The 20447-nt window shown below is 62.0% G+C and carries 20 protein-coding genes; 8 read left to right on the top strand and 12 right to left on the bottom strand.

What is annotated here, in order from left to right; all coding sequences use genetic code 11:
* Nucleotides 1–21: 21 nt before the first annotated feature.
* From AC1DU8_RS10710 to AC1DU8_RS10730, 5 genes are all read right to left on the bottom strand, one after another.
* The gene (locus tag AC1DU8_RS10710; RefSeq protein ID WP_477726712.1) at nucleotides 22–3225 is read right to left on the bottom strand and encodes an error-prone DNA polymerase; all 3204 of its coding nucleotides are present in this window, start codon (nucleotides 3223–3225) and stop codon (nucleotides 22–24) included.
* Between the two features lie 7 nt (nucleotides 3226–3232).
* Complete coding sequence (locus tag AC1DU8_RS10715) at nucleotides 3233–4681, bottom strand: Y-family DNA polymerase (RefSeq protein WP_477726713.1); 1449 nt, start codon at nucleotides 4679–4681, stop codon at nucleotides 3233–3235.
* Entirely contained in the window at nucleotides 4641–5486 is an 846-nt protein-coding gene (gene imuA, locus AC1DU8_RS10720; protein ID WP_457282728.1) for a translesion DNA synthesis-associated protein ImuA, read from the bottom strand. The genes AC1DU8_RS10715 and imuA overlap by 41 nt, the downstream gene beginning before the upstream one ends.
* Nucleotides 5487–5680: 194 nt before the next feature.
* Nucleotides 5681–6481: a hypothetical protein gene (locus tag AC1DU8_RS10725; RefSeq protein ID WP_457282727.1), complete on the bottom strand. Its 801-nt coding sequence runs from the start codon at nucleotides 6479–6481 to the stop codon at nucleotides 5681–5683.
* A gap of 221 nt (nucleotides 6482–6702) precedes the next feature.
* Nucleotides 6703–7209, bottom strand: a complete 507-nt coding sequence (locus AC1DU8_RS10730) for a disulfide bond formation protein B (RefSeq protein WP_457282726.1) — start codon at nucleotides 7207–7209, stop codon at nucleotides 6703–6705.
* A gap of 246 nt (nucleotides 7210–7455) precedes the next feature.
* On the opposite strand from AC1DU8_RS10730, the gene AC1DU8_RS10735 reads away from it, so the two are divergent.
* The 5 genes from AC1DU8_RS10735 to AC1DU8_RS10755 all read left to right on the top strand — a co-directional run bounded on the left by AC1DU8_RS10735 (nucleotide 7456) and on the right by AC1DU8_RS10755 (nucleotide 10222).
* A complete protein-coding gene (locus AC1DU8_RS10735; RefSeq protein WP_457282725.1) occupies nucleotides 7456–7866 on the top strand; it encodes a VOC family protein in 411 nt (136 codons plus the stop codon).
* A gap of 87 nt (nucleotides 7867–7953) precedes the next feature.
* Entirely contained in the window at nucleotides 7954–8229 is a 276-nt protein-coding gene (locus tag AC1DU8_RS10740) for a DUF2277 domain-containing protein (RefSeq protein WP_477726714.1), read from the top strand.
* A 168-nt stretch (nucleotides 8230–8397) separates the two neighbouring features.
* Nucleotides 8398–8883 (top strand): low molecular weight protein tyrosine phosphatase family protein, encoded by a 486-nt coding sequence (locus AC1DU8_RS10745; RefSeq protein WP_477726715.1) that lies wholly within the window; start codon nucleotides 8398–8400, stop codon nucleotides 8881–8883.
* 6 nt (nucleotides 8884–8889) lie between these two features.
* Complete coding sequence (locus tag AC1DU8_RS10750; RefSeq protein WP_477726716.1) at nucleotides 8890–9327, top strand: T6SS immunity protein Tdi1 domain-containing protein; 438 nt, start codon at nucleotides 8890–8892, stop codon at nucleotides 9325–9327.
* A 364-nt stretch (nucleotides 9328–9691) separates the two neighbouring features.
* The gene (locus AC1DU8_RS10755; protein ID WP_477726717.1) at nucleotides 9692–10222 is read left to right on the top strand and encodes a hypothetical protein; all 531 of its coding nucleotides are present in this window, start codon (nucleotides 9692–9694) and stop codon (nucleotides 10220–10222) included.
* Between the two features lie 8 nt (nucleotides 10223–10230).
* Here the strand turns inward: AC1DU8_RS10755 and AC1DU8_RS10760 are convergent, their stop codons facing one another.
* From AC1DU8_RS10760 to AC1DU8_RS10790, 7 genes are all read right to left on the bottom strand, one after another.
* Complete coding sequence (locus AC1DU8_RS10760; protein WP_477726718.1) at nucleotides 10231–11319, bottom strand: sulfate/molybdate ABC transporter ATP-binding protein; 1089 nt, start codon at nucleotides 11317–11319, stop codon at nucleotides 10231–10233.
* An 11-nt stretch (nucleotides 11320–11330) separates the two neighbouring features.
* Nucleotides 11331–12341, bottom strand: coding sequence for a sulfate ABC transporter permease subunit CysW (gene cysW / locus AC1DU8_RS10765; RefSeq protein ID WP_477726719.1), 1011 nt, complete (start codon nucleotides 12339–12341; stop codon nucleotides 11331–11333).
* Complete coding sequence (cysT, locus tag AC1DU8_RS10770; RefSeq protein ID WP_477726720.1) at nucleotides 12338–13231, bottom strand: sulfate ABC transporter permease subunit CysT; 894 nt, start codon at nucleotides 13229–13231, stop codon at nucleotides 12338–12340. The genes cysW and cysT overlap by 4 nt, the downstream gene beginning before the upstream one ends.
* An 11-nt stretch (nucleotides 13232–13242) precedes the next feature.
* Nucleotides 13243–14250 (bottom strand): sulfate ABC transporter substrate-binding protein, encoded by a 1008-nt coding sequence (locus tag AC1DU8_RS10775; protein WP_477667320.1) that lies wholly within the window; start codon nucleotides 14248–14250, stop codon nucleotides 13243–13245.
* Entirely contained in the window at nucleotides 14247–14846 is a 600-nt protein-coding gene (locus tag AC1DU8_RS10780; protein ID WP_457282716.1) for an RBBP9/YdeN family alpha/beta hydrolase, read from the bottom strand. Before AC1DU8_RS10780 ends, AC1DU8_RS10775 begins: the two co-directional genes overlap by 4 nt.
* Nucleotides 14847–14865: 19 nt before the next feature.
* Nucleotides 14866–15516: a peroxiredoxin gene (locus tag AC1DU8_RS10785; protein ID WP_457282715.1), complete on the bottom strand. Its 651-nt coding sequence runs from the start codon at nucleotides 15514–15516 to the stop codon at nucleotides 14866–14868.
* Nucleotides 15517–15892: 376 nt separating this feature from the next.
* Nucleotides 15893–16825: a LysR family transcriptional regulator gene (locus AC1DU8_RS10790; RefSeq protein WP_457282714.1), complete on the bottom strand. Its 933-nt coding sequence runs from the start codon at nucleotides 16823–16825 to the stop codon at nucleotides 15893–15895.
* Nucleotides 16826–17008: 183 nt separating this feature from the next.
* Between AC1DU8_RS10790 and AC1DU8_RS10795 the strand changes: the two genes are divergently transcribed.
* The 3 genes from AC1DU8_RS10795 (at nucleotide 17009) to AC1DU8_RS10805 (ending at nucleotide 20435) form a co-directional block, all read left to right on the top strand.
* Nucleotides 17009–18520, top strand: coding sequence for an ABC transporter substrate-binding protein (locus tag AC1DU8_RS10795; protein WP_457282795.1), 1512 nt, complete (start codon nucleotides 17009–17011; stop codon nucleotides 18518–18520).
* A 76-nt stretch (nucleotides 18521–18596) separates the two neighbouring features.
* Nucleotides 18597–19514: an ABC transporter permease gene (locus AC1DU8_RS10800; protein ID WP_477726721.1), complete on the top strand. Its 918-nt coding sequence runs from the start codon at nucleotides 18597–18599 to the stop codon at nucleotides 19512–19514.
* Between the two features lie 9 nt (nucleotides 19515–19523).
* A complete protein-coding gene (locus AC1DU8_RS10805) occupies nucleotides 19524–20435 on the top strand; it encodes an ABC transporter permease (protein WP_457282712.1) in 912 nt (303 codons plus the stop codon).
* The last annotated feature ends 12 nt before the right edge of the window (nucleotides 20436–20447 follow it).

The raw sequence follows: 20447 nt of genomic DNA on the forward strand, positions 1-20447 counted from the left end.
CCTGATTGAGGTGCCGTCGCCTCAATGAAAATCGCGGCTCGATGTGCCCAGCCGCCCCAGCAACGGCGTGAGGTCTTCCAGCCGGTGCGCCACCAGGTTGCGCACCGCGCCATAACCTTTGGTGCTGCCGCGTTCTTCACTGCGCTGCTCTTCACTACGCTGCCATGTACCGTACACCGCCAGCAGCCGGGCGTGCAACACCTCGCCGCGTTGCGCTTCGCGCAGCGATTTCCAGATGATCACATTGACCGGCCCGGTTTCATCCTCCAGCGTGACGAAGATGGTGCCCTTGGCAGTTTGCGGCTGCTGGCGCACGGTGACGATGCCGCAGCCGGCCACCTCTTCGCCGTCGGGCAAGGCATTGAGCTCGCTGGCGCTCAGCAGGCCCCTGCGTGACAGCCGTTCCCGCAGCAAGGCCACCGGGTGGCGCCGCAGCGTGAGGCCGGTGGCCTGGTAGTCGAACAGGATGTTTTCGCCCTCGGGTGTGTCGGGCAAGGCCAGCGGTGTTTCGTGCGTGGGCACCGATTTGAGCAGGCGTGGCGCCAGTTTGATGGCCGAAGCCTCCCAGACCTGCTGGCGCCGGTGTCCGGCCAGCGGCAGCAGGGCATCGGCGGCGGCCAGCGCGTTGATTTCGAGCGTACCCAGCTGGGCGCGCGACACCAGGTCTTCCGTCGAAGTGAAAGGCGCTTGCGCCCGCGCCTCCACCAGCCGCAGTGCAGCTTCTTTGCGCAAACCGGCCACCAGGCGCAGGCCCAGGCGCACCGCCGGCTGCGTATCCGCAGGCAGCACACCCTGCGGCTCCAGCGTGCAGTCCCATTCACTGTGCATGACGTCTACCGCGCGCACCTCCACCTGGTGGCGGACAGCGTCTTGCACCAGCTGGGATGGCGTGTAAAAACCCATGGGCTGCGAATTGACCATGGCCGCCAGAAAACAGGCCGGCTCGTGGCGCTTGAGCCAGCAGCTCACGTAGACCAGCTTGGCAAAGCTGGCGGCGTGGCTTTCCGGAAAACCGTAGTCGCCAAAGCCCAATATCTGGCTGAAGATGCGCTCTGAAAATTCAGCGCTGTACCCGTTTTTGACCATGGCATTGACGAGGCGGCCATGAAAGCGGTCCACCCCACCCTTGCGCTTCCAGGCCGCCATGGAGCGGCGCAGGTCGTCGGCCTCCCCGGGCGTGAAGTCAGCGGCGATCATCGCGATCTGCATGACCTGTTCCTGGAAGATCGGGATGCCCAGCGTGCGCTCCAGGGCCGGGTTGAGGGCCGGGTATTCGGGTTTGATCTCGCCGCCATTCCTGAGGATTTCGCGGTTCTTCAGGTAAGGGTGCACCATGCCGCCCTGGATGGGCCCCGGCCGCACGATGGCGACTTCCACCACCAGGTCGTAATAATCGCGCGGCTGCAGGCGCGGCAGCATGGACATCTGGGCCCGGCTTTCAATCTGGAAAACACCCACCGTGTCGGCTTCGCAGATCATGTCGTAGGTGGGTGCGTCGTCCGGCTCGATTTGATGCATCTCCAACTGGCTGCCCCGCGTCTGGTTCACCAGCGCCAGGCAGCGCCGTATGGCCGACAGCATGCCCAGCGCCAGCACATCCACTTTCAGCAGGCCCATGGCCTCCAGGTCGTCTTTGTCCCACTGGATGATGCGGCGGTCTTCCATCGAGGCCGGCTGCACCGGCACCAGCCGCGTGAGCTTGCCCTGGGTGAGTACAAAACCACCGACATGCTGGCTCAGGTGACGCGGAAAGCCAATAAGCTGCGCCGACAGGTCAAACCATTGCAGCACCGGCCCTTCTCGGCCCTCCAGCCCGGCTTCCTTGAGTTTTTCCTGCAGCACCTCGCTGCCGTCAAACCAGAAATGCTCTTTAGCGAACAGGTCAATCAGTTCAGGCGCCATTGCCAGCGCCTTGCCCACATCGCGGATCGCGCTGCGCGGCCGGTAGCTGATGACGGTGGCGGCAATGGCGGCGCGGTCGTGGCCGTATTTGCCGTAGATGTACTGGATGACTTCTTCACGCCGTTCGTGTTCGAAGTCCACGTCGATGTCGGGCGGTTCACTGCGCTCGCGGCTGATAAAACGCTCAAACAGCAGCTTGCTTTCCGCCGGGTTGACAGCCGTGACGCCCAGGCAAAAACACACCACCGAATTGGCCGCCGAGCCACGTCCCTGGCAAAGGATTTCCTTTTCTCTCGCAAACCGCACGATGTCGTGCACGGTGATGAAGAACATCTCGTATTGAAGTTCCTCGATCAGCGCCAGCTCAAAGCCCAGCTGCCGCCTGATCTTGTGCGGTATGTGATGCGGGTAGCGGGTGTGGGCACCCTGCCAGGTCAGCCGCCGCAGCCAGCGCGAAGGCGTTTCGGCCGCCGGCACCATGTCTTCCTGCGGGTAGCGGTACAGGTTGCGAATCTCATCGAGATTGAAATTGCACCGCGCCGCCACTTCCAGCGTGGCGCGCAACAGGCTGGCGGGGTAAATCTCGGCCAGGCGCATGCGCGGCCGCAAATGTGCCTCGGCATTGGGCTGCAGCGCAAAGCCGCATTCGTGCACCGGTTTGCCCAGCTTGATGGCGGTCATCACATCGTGCAGCGGCTTGCGTGAGCGCTTGTGCATCAGCACATGGCCGGCCGCCACCAGCCGTATGCCGGTGCGCTGCGCAACCTCCTGCAGCTGCTGCAGGCGCAGCGCGTCGTCCAGGCCCTGCAGCAGCTCCACCGCCAGCCAGGCATTGATACCAAAAAGGCCTGCAGCCCAGGCGCAATTAGCGCAAAGCGCTTCTGTATTGATAGCACCCGCACCTGCTTCATGCAGGGGCGCGAGCAAAATTTCGCAATCCCCCAGCCGGGAGAAATCCGTTTCGCCCAGCGCGACGCGGTAGCTGCCTTTTTCCACCACGTCACCGGCCTTGCGCGCTTCGGTGATGAACTCGCACAGGTTGCCCCAGCCTGCCGCGTTGTGCGGCAGCACCACCAGCCTGAAGGCATCGGGCGCCTGCACCAAAAATTCCGCGCCCGGCAGCAGCTTGAGGCCCATCTCTTTTGCCACCTCATGCGCCCTGACCACCCCGGCCACCGAACATTCGTCGGTGATGGCCAGCGCCTGGTAGCCCAGCTCGGAAGCGCGTTCGGCCAGTTCCTGCGCGTGCGAGGCGCCACGCTGGAAGCTGAAGTTGCTCAGCGCGTGCAGCTCGGCGTAATCGGGAAGCGCGTAGGCAGGCATGCGGGCCTCAGGCAAAAAAGCCGTGCAAATACCAGGTGCGTTGCCGGCCGGCCTGGGCGGCAGAGCCCAGCCTTTCGCTGTAAACCCACAGCAAGCTGCCCTGCTGGCTGCGGTAGATGTAGTAGTCGCGGAACGCCCACGGCTTTTCACACAGGCCCGGCTCAGCGTTGCGGTTTTCGTGATCGGCCAGCAGCCATTCGGCAGCCTCCAGCCGCTGCGGCCCGGCCAGGCGTGTCAACTTGCCCTGGTACACCGGGCTGTTCCCCGCGGCTTGCAGCCTCAAAGGCTCGGGCAGCAGCCAAGCCGGGTACAAGGCTTCAGCCCGGGCATCCGGAAAAGCATGCGAAGTGGTTTTTCTTAAGCCTTTTAGAGCCCTGGCGCGCACTGGTTGTGCGCAAGCAGCTATCGATTTAATAGCGCTTCGGGCGCTCACCCAGCGCTGCATCAGCTCGGGCCGGTGGTCGGTGCAAGGTTGCCAGGCTTGCACATTGGCATCGCCCAGGCGGGCGCTCAACCGCTCGACCAGCTCCACCACGCTGTCGCCCTGCCGGCGCGCTTCCATCAACAGGCTGCCGGTGGCGGCAGCCGAGTCGGCCAGCAGCTCGGTGGCCAGCGACTGCAGCGTCAGGCTGTGCACCGGCGCCGGCAGCTTTTGCTGCGCCAGGTGCTCTGAGATGAGGCGTGCCATGTGACGCAGGTCTTGTGCGGGCTGGGCCGTGCGAATCTCGAGCTCGCCGGTCGGAGGCACATCGCGGCGTTTATCCAGGTGCCAGATGATTTTCAGGGCGCAGAGCCCGCTCTGCCGCCCCAGCAGCCAGGCGTGCAGGTGGACCAGCAGGCGCTCAACGCCCGCCATCAGCGCGGGGCCATGGGTGACCAGTGCATTGAGCTCCAGTTTTTCCTCAAAGTGTTCGGGCAGCACTTGCCACGCGTAGTCGTCGGCTACGGTGCCGCGGGCGCGGTCCAGCGCCTCCAGCAGCTCGGCGCCAAAACGCCGCGCCACGCCGTCACGCGGCAGGCGCAGCAGGTCGTCCCAGCTGCGGCAGCCAATGCGCTCCAGCACACCGAGGTGCGGGCGCGCCGCCGTCAGCGTGTGCATGGGCAGGTCGGCCACGCGTTTCTTCACCACGCCAGCTTGGCCTTCCCGCATCCGAAGACGCCCTAGCGCTATCAAAGATGTAGCACCTTGCGCACGTTCTATAAGGGCAACAGCCTGATTTGATTCAAAAAACAGCTCAATTTTCTGCGCCAGCAGCTGCATCAGCCGCGCCAGCCCGCCAAACAGGCGCAGGCTGCCCGTCACGTCCATCAGCACCGCTTCGTCGACCAGCGCCACGCGCGGCGTAAAACCCAGCGCCAGGCTGGCCACCGCCCGCTGCAATGCAGCGGCGTCCTCGCCCCACTGCTGCACCGCGTCAGTGGTGATCGAGATGCGCAATGCGATCCAGCAACGCATGGATGGGGCTCCGGGGTGAAGTAACAGGCAGCGACACCAGCGACGGCAGCAGGATGGGGGCAAGCTCTTCCCGCTTTTGCCGGGCCCTGTCGCGACTGGCTGCCAGCAGCGCTGACAGCCGGGCGGGCCGGGTGTCGAGCAGCACCGGCGCAGCCAGTGGCGGGCCGCGGCGCTTGAGCACGTGGACCAGCAGATTGCCGCCCTCCTGCACAGCGCCTTCCAGCAGCAGGCGCAGCGGCGCGGGTGACGATTCGTGTTGGGCCCGCAGCGGCCGGAACACAAACAGCAGCTTGTGGTGCGCATGCGCGGCAATCTGCAGGCGGCGCAGGTGGGCACTGCGCGCATCCGGCAGCCAGGCCAGCACGGCGGTCACGTCAGCGCACTGCAGCGCCTCTCGCGTGGCCCAGAGCAGCGAAGGCGCGTCACCGGGCTTGCCGTGAATGCTGATGAGCCGCCGCATGTCGATCTGGCGCGCGCCCAGCGCCGGGCCAAACGGCAGATAAGGCGCACCGACCAGCGCCGTCAGTTGCGCGCCAGGCTCATCCGGTGCGGCGGGCTGGTTGAGGGCCCGGGCCAGGCCGGGCGCCAGCAAACCCCATTCCTGCTGGCCCGCCTGCGGCAGCAGCAGTTCAACCAGCGCGCCCTGCGGCCAGCCTCCTCCTGGCAAGGCCAGGTCGAGCGCCGCATAACCTGTGGCCACCGTCTGCACACTCGCGCTGCCCAGTTCGCCGGCCCGCCAAACCTGGGCATTCAGGGCGTCGGCAAAGTCCGGCAAAGCGCTGGGCATTGCGGTAAGGGTGGGCATGGAAGGTGGTCCGGATCAAGCTGGATATACTGTATTTATGTACAGTATATGATCGATTCGATGCCCTGCCAACCTGCATGAAACCCGGGTACCCCAGTCGAGAATTATTCACCCCGGAGCCACCGGGAAAACCGGCACCTCCCTGCAAATCAGGATGCAGCGCGCTTGCCGGCGGTACCGCTGTTCTCGCGCGTCTAGAGTTTGGGCGGGAGTGGCCGGCCCACGTTGTGGGCGCCCTTGTCGGCCGCCTCCCAATACGCCTTGTCCAGCGTGCCGGGGTGGTTCTTGACCGGGGTGCCGACCGGCACATTGCCAGGGCGCTGAACGCCCTCCACCGAATAGGTTTTCAGCTTGGGCTTCTCGGTGGTGGAGGGGTTGAGCTCATGAAACTCGTGCGCCACCTTTGAAGGGTTTTGGGGAGACAACTTTTGGCCACGAACACTCGCCAGCGTTTCAATGTGCGTCATGCACCGCGTCGTGTAGGGGTCGGGTGCCTCACCGAACAGGTGAAACACGCCGTGCTGCTGACGTTCGCTCGTCATCTGCTTGAGCTTCCAGAGCTCGAACACCGACACCTTTGCGCGCATCGCCTCCTTGGAGTCATAGCGGTATTCCCGTCCCTTCTTGCGATCGCTTTCTGGGGCCGGACGCGCCAGGAAGCGGTCCCTGTGCTCGGTCGGTGTATGGCTGCCATAGGCCAGGTTCGAGTAAGGCTTGGACTCGTCTATGCCGGTCAGCTGGTTCACGGCGCCAAACTTTGGCAAATCTGTACGGGGTGGGCCACTGCCCATCCGGAAATCTTCGTAATGACCCCACGAACCCCGTCCGTATTTGACGGTCATGTGTTCCGGCTGTTGTGGATTCGTCGTGTTTCTCCACGTGGAGAACTTGACCGGCACCACCGGCTGGTTTCCCAGGAAATAGGCACTGGCAGCGGCACCGGCACTCGCCAGGACCGGGAAGCCAAAGCGCGATAACACCCTTCCTGCTGCCATGGGGACCATCCTTGTGCCGCAGCGCGGCAATGTTGATGAGCTGACCTTCCGGTAAAACCGGCGACTGGATATTCAGTCTAGTCATGGCGCGCGGCTGGCGCCATCCCCTTTTTCAGGTGAAAAATTACATGCTTCGGCTATGGGTGCGTCGCTGCGGCCCTCAAGCTCGCAGCATGAGCTGGCCGGGGGCAATGCGCCGCCAAACTGGCGATGTGGTCGATTCAGCGCTTGCGCGCCTGGCGTGCGATCAGCAGCAAGCCCACGACCGCAATAGCCACAAAACACAGGAAAGACCAGTTGGCAATCGAGCCGCCCAGAAAGGTCCAGTCGATCTTGGTGCAGTCGCCGCTGCCCTTGAAGATCATGGGAATGGCGCGTTTGAGCGGAAAGGTTTCAATCATTCCGTAAAAGTCGCGGCCGCAAGAGGCAATTTCAGGCGGATACCACTGCAGGAAACTTTGGCGCGCCGCCACAAAAGCACCAAAACCCGAGAGCAGCACCATCAGGCCTGAACCGGCGATCAGCAGGCCCCGGCTTTTGGCGATGGCCGTCACGCCCGCCACCACCGCCACCAGCACCAGCGCATACCGCTGCACGATGCACATCGGGCAAGGCTCCAGGCCTACCACGTGCTGCAGGTACAGGCCAAAAGCCAGCATGGCCACGCAGGCCACGGCGATCAGCGCCAGCATGCGGCGCGGCATGGCGTCGAAATACGTCAAAAACATCAGGGAGCCCTCTTTTTTCTGGATGAATTATGAATTGTCCAGGGGTTCGGGCGTTTGGTGCCGGATAAGTTCCCTTCGGCGATACATGCAGGGCAGATTCTTCGCCGCTTACCCATCCCTGTCGCTCCCGCCCCCTGGTCCCCTCTCGCCCTAATTTGCCAGCGTTTGTCCTACAGATGGGCAACCCCGGCGGGCGTAGATTTTCAGGACGTCAGTTTTTTTGAAGATCCCAGAAAGGACCCCATGATGGAAATACACCGAGGACGACTCATCGACCATGTTCACCTGCGCGCCCATGACCTCACGGCCAGCAAGCGCTTTTACCGCGCTGTGCTGAAGTCACTGAACAAAGAAAGTGCCATCCAGGAAGCCGACGACCATTTCTCAGGCGACGAGTTGTGGATAGACCAGGCCGACGGCCCCACCTCGCATGTTCATCTGGCTTTCCGGGCCAAAGACCACGCAGAGGTCAAAGCCTTCTACGAAGCCGCCCTGGCCGCAGGCGGCACCGACAACGGCGCGCCAGGCGAACGCAAATACCACCCCGGCTACTACGCCGCCTTTGTGCTGGACCCGGACGGCAACAACATCGAAGCGGTGTACCACGGGCCTTTTGTGGCGTCGGCTGAGTCGGTGGTGATCAAGCCTGCGGAGTAGATAAAACCAAGACGGGCGAAGGGGTTGCGGCTGGCGGCAAAATGCACTTTGGAATGATTTCCAAGTCTTTTGCTTCAAGGAGCTGCCATGTGCCGCAACATCAAGACCCTGTTCAACTTCGAGCCGCCGGCCACGGAGCTGGAAATCCGCGACGCTTCGCTGCAGTTTGTGAGGAAGCTCAGCGGGTTCAGCGTGCCCTCCAAGGCGAACGAAGCCGCATTCGATCGCGCTGTGGAAGAGGTGGCAGCCTCTGCGCGGGTTCTCATCCGCTCACTGGTGACCAATGCCGAGCCTCGCAACCGGGAGGTGGAAGCAGAACGGGCGCGTGCCAGGTCGGCGCTGAGATTTGGCGCGAGTCAGTAAACGAGGCGCTCTTTTCAAGGTCTCAGCTCATACCGCTGGAATCAGCTCCGGCCGCACGGTAGCGTCTATCACGATGGTGGCTCAGCTTCCCATAGGGTTGGCTGGAGGCTCGTCGCTCCATAAAAAGACTGATATAAATCAGCTCTACAAAAACAAGTATGAGCGCGCATGACGACCAAAGACGATTTGCCGAGGGAGAAACGCTGGAAAGACCTGTACATCCGGTCAAAGAAAGTTGCGCGTGCAGAGCAATTGGGCCTCGATTACCCTCGCACGACTGCAAAGCAACTTGTGCAGAAAGAAGAAACTGCCCGCAGCACTGAACGCCTGAAGGTATTGTTCGTTTGCAGCCGTAATCAATGGCGAAGCCCGACAGCAGAACAACTCTGGCGCAAACACCCCCAACTGGTAACCCGCTCGGGTGGTACGAGCCCTAATGCGCGCCATACGGTTTCAGTCGATGACATCCGTTGGGCTGACGTGGTTCTCGTCATGGAAGAAAAACACAAATCAAGACTGACCTCGGAGTTCACACGGCTGCTTGACGGCAAAACTGTTCATGTTCTTGATATCCCTGACGACTACAAGTTCATGGACAAGGAATTGATAGAAATGCTCGAGCAATGTGTTCCAAGCATCCTTGGTATCGAGTGACAGACGATGGATCTACTCGAGGAGATCAAGGAGGGCTGGTGCTGGGTTGGTCTCGATCCCCTACAGCTTGTCGCCGAAAATGATTTTGGCAATCTACTGATAAAGGATCATTCAGGTCGCTACTGGCGCCTATGCCCCGAGGACTGCTATTGCGAAATCGTAGCTTGGGATGAAGCTTCTTACGACGCACTCGTCAATGATCCGGAGTTCAAGAAAGACTGGTTGATGGCAGCTCTGGTCAGGATTGCGAATGAAAAGCATGGCCCTCTCGTTGGCGGGCGTAAATACTGTCTGGTGGTGCCTGGAATCCTGGGCGGGGCTTACGACATTTCCAATATCAAAACTGCCCCACTGTCCGAGATTGTGAGACGGTCCGGCGACCTTTCAAGGCAAATACGGGATTTGCCGGACGGTGCCAAGATCCGGTTAAAAGTGGTTGATTAGAGGTCGCATCGGAAGAGTCCACAGCGCCCCTCCACAAACACCTTCGCCTTGCGCGGCGTCACCACCAGCATGTCGCCTTCGCGCAACCGTTGCGGCGCCTCTTCGACATCACAAAACCCAGATAGAGCCTGTCAGTTGATGATTTTTCAGGCACAGTGATGCCTGAATGTGCTCTCACCATTTATCCGACAAGGGAAACTTGAGCGGCGACTTTGGCAAAATCAATGCCGGCTCATTTATTCAACATAGTGGGTCAACTCCATGTCAGTAAACAGTTTTTTCAAGTTTGGCGCGCCGTTTTATTTCGCAGGCCGCCACGTTATTCCGCGGTTTTGCGGCATATATCAGAGTTAGGCGTCGCAGAATGCGCTTTCGCACTTTTCTTGTGACTGGAGTTGAAGTCCTCGAGCTTGGAGGGCAGCACTGGCAAAGCAATGCCTGGCCTCCAGAACACTGGCGAGAACATAAGGGTCGCTTTCGCTTGTTCACGATAGCGATCGATGAGCAACTTTCCAGCGCGCTGAAGTCCAAGAACTACGGCGGTCTTGTCGAAGGAATTGTTGTAGCTCTTGAAGTCGCCTCCTTTGACCAATGGCCAGAGACCACGTTCACGAAGATAAACACGCCTCCTTCGTTCAAACCCAAGAGTAGAGACCTTTGGTGCTATGCCAAGCTCGACTGGATGAGTATTCAGAACCTCACCCTCAAGCAGCAATTCAAGGCGTACACCGAAGCAGTCATCGAAGCACTTGATCGAATCAACATCGCCAAGCGCAAGCCCAAGGGATTTCTCGCAGAGGATTGCTCAAAAGATCTGCGTCATATCCTGGGAACCTTGAAAGCGTCAACTCTCACACGGTCCGGTCGACTCAAGGATGACGCGAGCAATGTCTAATTCAGGCGTTACCCCTCCACAAACACCCTCGCCTTGCGCGGTGTCACCACCAGCATGTCGCCTTCGCGCAAGCCCATCTCGGCAAATTGCTGCGAGGTCATCTGGGCTTCGATGATCGAGTCGCCCGAGACGTTGCCCTTTTGTTCGTAGCCTTCGGCGGGAATCAGTTCCAGCCGCGCGATCGGGCCGATCACGATGGCGCGTTCCAGGTGGGCGACGATGCCTTCGGCGCCCGGTGCATAGCGCTGCACGTCCAGGTCGTGCGGGCGCACATAGGCAAAGGCCTTGGCGTCCTGCGCGCCGGCGTGTTCGGGTGAGTTGAGCCGCAGGCCTTCAAGCTGCACTTCGCCTTCGTGGGCGCGGCCGTGGAACAGGTTCACGTCACCGAGAAAGCCGTACACAAACGGGCTGGCCGGGTGGTCCCACACCTCTTGCGGGGATCCGATCTGCTCGACCTTGCCCTGGTTCATCAGCACCACGCGGTCGGCGACTTCCAGCGCTTCTTCCTGGTCGTGCGTCACAAAAATACTGGTGACATGCAGGTCGTCGTGCAGGCGGCGCAGCCAGCGGCGCAGCTCTTTGCGCACCTTGGCGTCGAGCGCGCCGAAGGGCTCGTCGAGCAGCAGCACTTTGGGCTCTACCGCCAGCGCGCGGGCCAGGGCAATGCGCTGGCGCTGCCCGCCTGAAAGCTGCGACGGAAAGCGCTCGGCCAGCCAGTCAAGCTGCACGAGGTTGAGCAGCGAATGCACTTTTTCCTTGATCTGCGCATCGCTGGGCCGCTGGCCGCGCGGTTTGACGCGCAGGCCGAAAGCCACGTTTTCAAAGACGGTCATGTGGCGGAACAAGGCGTAGTGCTGGAAGACAAAACCGACCTGGCGCTCTCGCACATGCACGTCGGTGGTGTCTTCGCCGCTGAAGAGGATGCTGCCGCGGTCAGCGGTTTCCAGCCCGGCAATGATGCGCAGCAGCGTGGTCTTGCCGCAGCCCGAGGGACCAAGCAAGGCGACCAGTTCGCCCGATTGAATGTCCAGGCTGACGTCGCCCAGTGCCTGGAAGTCGCCAAAATGTTTGCTGACGTTGCGGATTTCGATGCTCATGATGTTTTCCTTTAGCGAGCGGCTGCCACGGCTGTCCCATCAACGGGACTCTGCGGACGCTCAGGCGGCAAATCGGCCGCGGCTTTCATTTCTGCTTCGTGGCGCCATTCGGCCACCGACTTGATGACCAGCGTGACCAGCGCGAGGATGGCCAGCAGCGATGCCACGGCGAATGCAGCCACCGACTGGTATTCGTTGTACAGAATTTCCACATGCAGCGGCAACGTGTTGGTCTGCCCGCGGATGTGGCCCGACACCACCGACACCGCGCCAAACTCTCCCATGGCCCGTGCGTTGCACAAAATCACGCCATACACCAGGCCCCACTTGATGTTGGGCAGGGTCACATGCCAGAAGGTTTGCCAGCCGGTAGCGCCCAGCACGATGGCGGCCTGCTCTTCGTCGTTGCCCTGCGCCTGCATCAGCGGAATCAGCTCACGCGCGATGAACGGAAACGTCACGAACACGGTGGCCAGCACAATGCCGGGCACGGCAAAGATGATCTTGATGTCATGCGCCAGCAGCCACGGCCCGAACCAGCCCTGCGCACCGAAGATCAGCACGTAGATCAGGCCAGCCACCACGGGCGACACGGAAAACGGCAAGTCAACCAGCGTCGTCAATACCGATTTGCCGCGGAATTCGTACTTGGCAATCGCCCAGGCCGCGGCCACGCCAAATACCAGGTTCAGCGGCACAGCAATCGCCGCGGCAATCAAGGTGAGCTTGATGGCCGACCAGGCGTCGGGCTCCTGCAGCGCGGCAATGTAGGCGCCAAAGCCCTTGCGCAGGCCTTCGGTGAACACGGCGGCCAGCGGCAGGATCAAAAACAGGAACACAAACAGCAACGCCACCGTGATCAAGGTGTAGCGCACCCAGCGTGCTTCGGTGGTGCCGGCGGTGACACGGCGTTTAATGGAGGAGGAAGCAGTCGAGCGCAGCGAAGGGCCGCCCCGAGCAAGCTCAGCCCCCTCGGGGGGCAGCGCAGTACGCGAAGAGACAAGCGTGGGGGCCTGTTTCATGCTGGCGCTCCCGCATTGCGACGCTGCCAGGCCTGCAAGCCGTTAATGACCAGCAAGAGCACGAACGACACCAGCAGCATCACCACTGCCACGGCCGTTGCGCCGGCGTAGTCATACTGCTCCAGCTTGCCAATGATGATGAGCGGCGTGATTTCAGAAATCATGGGCATGTTGCCGGCGATGAAAATGACCGAACCGTATTCGCCAATCGCCCGCGCAAAAGCCATGGCAAAACCGGTGAGCAAGGCAGGCGTGATGTGCGGCAGGATGACCTTGGTGAAAATCTGCAGGCGCGTGGCGCCCAGCGAGGTGGCGGCTTCTTCGAGTTCCTTCTCGGCGTCTTCCAGCACCGGCTGCACCGTGCGCACCACAAACGGCAGGCCGATGAAGATCAGCGCGATCACCACGCCGGCCGGCGTGAACGCCAGCTTGATGCCCATGGGTTCGAGGTACTGGCCTATCCAGCCGTTACCGGCCAGCAAAGCCGTGAGCGAAATACCGGCCACGGCGGTCGGCAAGGCAAACGGCAGGTCCACCAGCGCATCGACGATTTTTTTGCCCGGAAATTTGTAGCGCACCAGCACCCAGGCCAGCAGCAGTCCAAACACCAGGTTGACGAGCGCGGCGATCAGCGATGCACCAAACGTGAGGCGATACGAAGCCAGCACGCGCGGCGATGTCACCGCGGTGACGAACTGGTCCCAGCTTAGCGTGAAGGTCTTGAAAAACAGCGCCGAGATCGGGATCAGCACGATCAGGCTCAGGTACAGCACGGTGTAGCCCAGCGTGAGGCGGAAACCGGGCAATACCCGCCTGGCGGCTCTTTTGCTACCCGCAGGGATACCCGGCACCACCGCGGAAGGCGGTGCCACAGAAGACAAGGCAGTCATGGTGGTGCGGTCTACTTGACGGTGTACAGCTTGTCGAACTGGCCGCCGTCGTTGAAGTGCACTTTTTGCGCTTCACCGAGGCTGCCGAATACGTCTTGCACCGTGAAGAGCTGCAGCGGCTTGAAGGTGCTGGCGTATTTTTTCAGGATGGCCTGTGAGCGCGGACGCAATGCATGGCGTGCGGCGATTTCCTGGCCTTCGTCTGAATAGAGGTAGTTCAGGTAGGCCTTGGCCAGATCGGCCGTGCCCTTCTTGGCCACGGTGCGCTCTACCACCGCCACCGGGTTTTCCGCCACGATGCTGATGGACGGGTAGACCGCGTCCACCTTGCCTTCGCCAAACTCCTTGTTCACCGACAACACTTCGGACTCAAACGTAATCAGCACGTCGCCAATATTGCGTTGCAGGAACACGGTGGTCGCGTCGCGCCCGCCCTTGCCCAGCACCGGCACGTTTTTGTAGAGCTTGCCGACGAACTCGGCGGCCTGCGCATCGGTGGCGCCCTTCTTCTTCGCGTAACCCCAGGCGGCCAGATAGGCGTAGCGGCCATTGCCGCCGGTTTTCGGGTTCACCAGAATCACCTGGATGCCGGGCTTGACGAGGTCGTCCCAGTCCTTGATGCCCTTGGGGTTGCCGTTGCGCACCAGGAACAGCATGGTCGACGTGGTGGGCGATGCATTGTCCGGAAACTTCTTCGTCCAGTCTTTGGCGACCACGCCGGCGCCGGCCAGGAAGTCGACGTCGGTCGAGGTGTTCATGGTCACCACATCAGCATCCAGGCCGTCGGCTACCGAGCGTGCGATGGCGCTGGAGCCGCCGTGCGACTGGTCAATCTTGATGTCTTTGCCTGCGGTCTTTTTGTAGTGGGCAATGAAAGCGGCGTTGTATTCCTTGTAAAACTCGCGCGCCACGTCATACGAGCCATTGAGAAGCGTTTGTGCCGAAGCCGTGCCGGAGAACGAAGCGCCCGCGGCCAGTGCCAGCGTTGCAAGCGCGATTTTTATTTTTGAAGAAGTCATGCCGTTTCCAGGGATCCAAAAGAAGAAGACGAAGAATTTGCCGAAGAAGAAAAGTCAAGACGGGGCGCCGTCAGCGATGCATCACCTGCCAGCGACTGCAACAGCGCAATGCCCAGCGGCCATTCGCCGTGGCCCGACTCCACATTGATGTGGCCGGCGTCCTGCATGCGCACAAATTCGCTGCCCCAGGCGCGGGCATAGGCACCGGCCAGGCGCACCGGGCAATACGGGTCGTTGCTGCTGGCCACCAGCACGCTGCGGTAAGGCAGCTTCTGGTAGGGCACGGGCGCAAAGTCGCTCAGCACGGCGCGGCGCTCCGGGTCCGCCGGCGCCACCAGCAAGGCGCCATGAATACGCTCTGCCGCCTCCGGCGGCAGATGCGTGGTGGCAATGCAGCCCAGGCTGTGCGCCACGATCACGACCGGCTCGTCCTGCAGCACGATGGTGTTGGCCAGCGACGCGACCCAGGCCTTGCGCGAAGGCGTGATCCAGTCGTCCTGGCGCACGCGCACCGCATTGCTCAGGCGTTCGGCCCACAGGCTTTGCCAGTGGCCGGGGCCCGAGTCACGCCAGCCAGGGACGATGATGAAACGCACTTCGCGTGAACCCGTCTGATTACTTGTTGGGTTGCGGCGTGACGCGCAGGTACGGCTTGATGGCCTTGAAGCCCTTGGGGAAACGCTGGGCAAGTTCAGCCGGGTCTTGCAGGCTGGGCACGATGATCACGTCGTCGCCGTCTTTCCAGTTCACCGGCGTGGCCACCTTGTAGCCGTCGGTCAGCTGCAGCGAGTCGATGACGCGCAGGATCTCGTCGAAGTTGCGGCCCGTGCTGGCGGGGTAGGTAAACGTGGTGCGGATGGCCTTTTTCGGGTCAATGATGAACACGCTGCGCACGGTGGCCGTGGGGCCGGTGCTCAGGGCATTCGGGTGAATCATGTCGTACAGGTTGGCCACCTTGCGGTCGGCATCGGCCAGGATGGGGAAATTCACCGTGGTGTTTTGCGTCTCGTTGATGTCGTTGACCCACTTGCCGTGGGATTCCAGCGCATCCACGCTGATGGCGATGGGTTTGACGTTGCGTTTGGCAAATTCACCGCCCAGGGCCGCGGTTTTGCCCAGTTCGGTGGTGCAGACGGGTGTGAAATCTGCTGGGTGCGAAAACAGCACCACCCAGGAATCGCCTGCCCACTGGTGAAAGGAAATCTTGCCGGCGGTGGAGTCCTGGGTGAAATCGGGGGCGGTGTCGCCGAGTCTGAGAGTGGTCATGCTGTGCTCCTTGATTGCTGATCAAAGCATTGTGGGGAGCAAGCGTTAAAACTCAAAAGAATATATCGCTCTTAATTTATCTCAATAAATGAATAACGATTCGAGAAATTGGTGTTTTCGATGCTATGTTTTTGATAGCTTCTGGCGCATGCTGTTATTGGGCTAGCGGCTATTTTTGTGCTTGATAGCCGTGCCGGAGCCAGCCTGGCAGCATCAAAACACAGCCCAACCATCCTCGCCCAAGGTGTTTTTGAGGCATTTTCAAGTATAAAAACGGCCTCCAGCCCAATAACAACATGCGCGAGCAGCTATGTTATTGATAGCAATTCGGCACAGAGTCGCCCTGCACCGGCAAGCCTTCCCGGCAATTGGCAGCTCAGGCCGGTGAACCCGACAGCTCTGTTTTCAGATGCGCCAGAAAGGCCTGCGCCGCCCGCGACAGCGTGCGGCCCGTCGCCGTTTGCACTTCCACATTGCGCAAATCCAGGCCACGGTCACGCAGGCGTATGCACGCAAACTCGCCGCGCTGGACCTTGTAGCGGACCGATATTTCGCCCGCAATGGTGACGCTTTCCGGGTAATGGCGCAAAAAGTCGTTCAGGCTGGTGATGTAGTTGCTGGTCAGCACCGGCGACACGGTCAGGCCCTGCAGGCTGCAGGCGATGTCAAACAGCTGGCGCACGGTGGTGTTTGCTTCCGGCAGCACGATCGGGTAGACCAGCAGCTGCTTCAGGTTGATCTGTTTGAACTGGGTCAGCGGGTGGTCAAAGCGCATGGCCGCCATCACCGGCGACGGCTGCACGTGCTCTACCTGGATGCCGCTTTCGGGAGTCCGGCTCATGGTGAGGCCGATGTCGGCATCGCCATGCAGGACGCGGCGCGAGCATTCCGCCGGGGGGTGCGCACCCAGGTGAAACTGGATGCCGGGATGCGTCTTCATGAAGTCGCTGATGGCCTTGGGCAGGAACTCCATTGCAAAACCTTCGGTGCAGGCCAGGCGCACCCGCCCGCGCTGCATGCCTTGCAGCGCCTGGATCTCATGCACCACACGCTCCGAGTCGTGTGCCGATTTGAGCGCGTGCACGGCCAGCATCTCCCCGGCGGCGCTGGGCACCATGCCCCTGGGATGACGGTCAAAAAGCGTTGCACCCAGCAGGTCTTCCAGGTGCGCTATGTGGCGGCTGATGGCAGACCCCGCCACATTCAGGCGCTGGGAGGCTTCGCTGATGGAGCCGCAGCGCACGACCTCCAGGAAGTAGCGCAGCGCGGTGTCCTGCAATTGACGGGCAACCTGGGGAGAAAGGGTCATGGGCGTCGGGTGGTGGCGGAGCGGCCAGGGCATGGGCAGCCAGAGCATTGCTGATTTGGCAACGCAATCATACATATTCTCTAATGCATGGAATGGTCTTTCGGTCTGGTTCTTGCGCAGAATGAGCCGTCTCCACTCCCCACGCCATGACGAAGGACTTTTATGAAGCAATTTTTCACCACGATGGTGCGTCAAAGTTTTGTGCTTGCGGCCTTCGGTGCAGGCCTGACTGCAGCCCATGCCGGCAAAGCCAACGACACCCTGGTTTACGCCTCGGACAGCGAGGTTGAAAACGTCAGCCCGTACCACAACAACATGCGTGAAGGCGTGATCCTGGCCAACCTGGCCTGGGACACACTGGTCTACCGTGACCCCAAAACCGGTGAGTTCAAACCCCAGCTGGCCACCGCCTGGAAATGGGAATCCGCCACCGCGTTGCTGGTCACCCTGCGCCAGGGTGTCACCTTCCACAACGGTGACAAGTTCAGTGCCGACGATGTGGCCTACACCTTCAATGTGGTCACGGCGCCGGAGGCCAAAATCGCCACGCGCCAGAACACGGGCTGGATCAAAAACGTCGAAAAGCTCGGCGACTACCAGGTCCGCATCAATTTGAAGGCGCCGTTTCCGGCCGCGATGGACTACCTGGCCGGGCCCACGCCGATCTACCCCGCCGCTTACATGAAGAAGGTGGGCCTGGAGGGCTACAGCAAGGCGCCCATTGGCACCGGTGCCTACAAGATCACCGCCGTGGTGCCAGGCCAAGGCGTGACCATGGTGAAGAACACGGCCTACTTCAAGGACAGCCCGGCGGGCCAGCCGAATATCGGCACGGTGAAGTTTGTGGTGATCCGCGACCCGGAAGCGCGCGTGGCCCAGCTGATGACGGGCGCGGTGGACTGGATCTGGCGCGTGCCGTCCGACCAGGCCGAGTCGCTCAAGTCCAGGCCCAACACCACCGTGCTGAGCGGTGAAACCATGCGCGTGGGTTTCATGTCGATCAACAGCAACGGCACCACGCCGGAAGCCCTGCCCTTCAAGGACATTCGTGTACGCCAGGCCGTCAACCACGCCATCAACCGCAAGGGCCTGGCCGACAGCCTGGTGCGCGGCGGCAGCCAGCCGGTGTATTCGCCGTGCTTTCGCACCCAGTTCGGCTGCGAAACTGAAAAAGAGGTGAAGTACACCTACGACCCGGCCAAGGCCAAGGCACTGCTGGCGGCCGCGGGTTACCCCAACGGCTTCGACACCGACCTGTGGGCTTACCGCGAGCGTGAATATGCCGAAGCCATGGTGGGCGACCTGCGCAAGGTGGGCATACGCGCACGCCTGCATTTTGTGCAGTACCCGGTGCTGCGCACCGAAATCTACTCGGGCCGCGCGCCGCTGACCTTCCAGTCCTGGGGATCGTTTTCCATCAACGACGCGTCCGCGTTTGTCGGCAACTACTTTGAAGGTGGCCCGGACGACACGGCCAAAGACCCGCAGGTGATTGCACTGCTGAAAACCGCCGACAGCACGGTTGACAAGACCGAGCGCAAGAAGAAATATGCGCAGGCCCTGCAGCGCATCAGCGAGCAGGCCTACATGGCGCCCATGTTCTCCTACTCCACCAACTACGCCTTCACGCCGGACCTCAAATTCACGGCGCATGCGGACGAGCTGCCACGCTTCATCCAGGCCAGCTGGAAGTAGCCACGATGGCCCGGCCGTGCGCCGCATGGCTGGGCTGACCCGCGCAGTCCGCTAACGCAACAACCGGGGCATTCCCATGCTGCAATACATATTCCGCCGCTTTCTGGTGGCCCTGAGCGTCATGCTCACGGTGGCCGTCGTCAGTTTCATGCTGCTGCACCTTTCCGGCGACCTGGCGGCCTCCATCGCCGGTGCCGAGGCAAACGCCGCAGCCGTCGAGGAAGTGCGCGTCCAGTACGGCCTGAACCGCCCCATCACCACCCAGTTTTTTGACTGGCTGTGGGGCGCGCTGCACCTGGACTTCGGGCGTTCGTTCTTCTTCCAGAACACCGTGATGGAACTCATCGGCGAGCGCCTGCCCATCACGCTCAAGCTGGGTGCCGTGTCCCTGCTGCTGGCGGTGTCGATGGCGATTCCGCTGGGCGTGCTGGCCGCCGTCTACCGCGACACCTGGATAGACCGGCTGGCCTTGATGGTGGCGGTGGTCGGCCAGGCCATGCCCAACTTCTGGTTTGCGCTGACGCTGATCCTGCTCTTCGCTGTCGGGCTGCACTGGTTGCCCGTTGCGGGCAACACCACCTGGCAGCACTTTGTGTTGCCGGCCATTGCGCTGGGCTACTACGCCATGCCGTCGCTGATGCGCCTGACGCGCGCAGGCATGCTCGACGTGCTGGGCGCGGACTACATCCGCACTGCGCGCGCCAAGGGCCTGAGCCCGGCACGCGTGGTGTTCAAGCACGCCTTGCGCAACGCCATCATTCCGGTTGTCGCCCTTGCGGCCGTGGAGCTGGGCTTCATGCTGGGCGGCTCGGTCGTCATTGAATCGGTCTATTCCATGCAGGGCCTGGGCCAACTCGCCTGGGACTCCATTTCGCGCAACGACTACCCCGTGGTGCAGGCCGTGGTGCTGATCATCGCCGTGTTCTACATCGGGCTGACATTCCTGGCCGATGTCTTCAACGCCGCGCTCGACCCCCGCATGCGCACACGCTAGGACATCACCATGAACGCACCTTCCCTGACCGTTTCCGCCGCGCCGGCGCTGCCGCTGCCGCCCGTCCCCGCCTGGCGCCGCAGCCTGCGGCGTGTGCTGGGCCACCGCGGCATGACGCTGGGCAGCATCCTGCTGGGCCTGGCCGTGGTGGCCGCCCTGTTCGCGCCCTGGCTCAGCCCGCATGACCCGTATGCGCAAGACGTGACCCAGCGCCTGATCCCGCCGTTCTGGCACGACAAGGGCAGCTGGGAACACGTCTTCGGCACCGACAAGCTCGGCCGCGACTATCTGAGCCGCCTTTTGTACGGCGCCCGCGTATCGCTGGGCATCGGGCTGGTCGCGGCACTGGTGTCCGGGCTGATCGGCACCACCATGGGCGTGCTGGCGGGCTATTTCGGCGGCCGCGTCGACGCCGTGGTCAGCTACATCATCACCACCCGGCTGGCCATGCCGGTGGTGCTGGTGGCGCTGGCCACAGCTTCCCTCATCGGCGGCTCATTGCAGGTGGTCATCATCCTGCTGGGCCTGTTGCTGTGGGACCGCTTCGCCATCGTCACGCGCTCGGCCACGCAGCAGCTGCGCGACGCCGAATTCATCGCCGCCGCCAAGGCGCTCGGCGCGTCCACGCCCTACATCCTGGTGCGCGAACTGCTGCCCAACCTGATGGGCCCGCTGACCGTGGTGGCCACGCTCGAGATGGCGCACGCGATCTTGCTGGAATCCACCCTCTCCTTCCTGGGCCTGGGCGTGCAGCCGCCCACGCCGTCGTGGGGGCTGATGGTGGCCGAAGGGAAGGCCTACATGTTCTTCCAGCCCTGGGTCATCCTGGTGCCCGGGGTGGTGCTGGCCCTGCTGGTGCTGGCCATCAACCTGGTGGGCGACGGCCTGCGTGACCTGACCGCGCCCGACGGCCGCAACTGAAAGGGAACCCCC

The sequence above is a fragment of the Polaromonas sp. P3_A5 genome (assembly GCF_056403055.1).

Bases quoted from the DNA above. Each gene is read 5' to 3' on its own strand.
- AC1DU8_RS10710 (WP_477726712.1), bottom strand. From the start codon at position 3,225: ATGCCTGCCTACGCGCTTCCCGATTACGCCGAGCTGCACGCGCTGAGC.
- AC1DU8_RS10715 (WP_477726713.1), bottom strand. From the start codon at position 4,681: ATGCGTTGCTGGATCGCATTGCGCATCTCGATCACCACTGACGCGGTG.
- imuA (WP_457282728.1), bottom strand. From the start codon at position 5,486: ATGCCCACCCTTACCGCAATGCCCAGCGCTTTGCCGGACTTTGCCGAC.
- AC1DU8_RS10725 (WP_457282727.1), bottom strand. From the start codon at position 6,481: ATGGCAGCAGGAAGGGTGTTATCGCGCTTTGGCTTCCCGGTCCTGGCG.
- AC1DU8_RS10730 (WP_457282726.1), bottom strand. From the start codon at position 7,209: ATGTTTTTGACGTATTTCGACGCCATGCCGCGCCGCATGCTGGCGCTG.
- AC1DU8_RS10735 (WP_457282725.1), top strand. From the start codon at position 7,456: ATGGAAATACACCGAGGACGACTCATCGACCATGTTCACCTGCGCGCC.
- AC1DU8_RS10740 (WP_477726714.1), top strand. From the start codon at position 7,954: ATGTGCCGCAACATCAAGACCCTGTTCAACTTCGAGCCGCCGGCCACG.
- AC1DU8_RS10745 (WP_477726715.1), top strand. From the start codon at position 8,398: ATGACGACCAAAGACGATTTGCCGAGGGAGAAACGCTGGAAAGACCTG.
- AC1DU8_RS10750 (WP_477726716.1), top strand. From the start codon at position 8,890: ATGGATCTACTCGAGGAGATCAAGGAGGGCTGGTGCTGGGTTGGTCTC.
- AC1DU8_RS10755 (WP_477726717.1), top strand. From the start codon at position 9,692: ATGCGCTTTCGCACTTTTCTTGTGACTGGAGTTGAAGTCCTCGAGCTT.
- AC1DU8_RS10760 (WP_477726718.1), bottom strand. From the start codon at position 11,319: ATGAGCATCGAAATCCGCAACGTCAGCAAACATTTTGGCGACTTCCAG.
- cysW (WP_477726719.1), bottom strand. From the start codon at position 12,341: ATGAAACAGGCCCCCACGCTTGTCTCTTCGCGTACTGCGCTGCCCCCC.
- cysT (WP_477726720.1), bottom strand. From the start codon at position 13,231: ATGACTGCCTTGTCTTCTGTGGCACCGCCTTCCGCGGTGGTGCCGGGT.
- AC1DU8_RS10775 (WP_477667320.1), bottom strand. From the start codon at position 14,250: ATGACTTCTTCAAAAATAAAAATCGCGCTTGCAACGCTGGCACTGGCC.
- AC1DU8_RS10785 (WP_457282715.1), bottom strand. From the start codon at position 15,516: ATGACCACTCTCAGACTCGGCGACACCGCCCCCGATTTCACCCAGGAC.
- AC1DU8_RS10790 (WP_457282714.1), bottom strand. From the start codon at position 16,825: ATGACCCTTTCTCCCCAGGTTGCCCGTCAATTGCAGGACACCGCGCTG.
- AC1DU8_RS10795 (WP_457282795.1), top strand. From the start codon at position 17,009: ATGGTGCGTCAAAGTTTTGTGCTTGCGGCCTTCGGTGCAGGCCTGACT.
- AC1DU8_RS10800 (WP_477726721.1), top strand. From the start codon at position 18,597: ATGCTGCAATACATATTCCGCCGCTTTCTGGTGGCCCTGAGCGTCATG.
- AC1DU8_RS10805 (WP_457282712.1), top strand. From the start codon at position 19,524: ATGAACGCACCTTCCCTGACCGTTTCCGCCGCGCCGGCGCTGCCGCTG.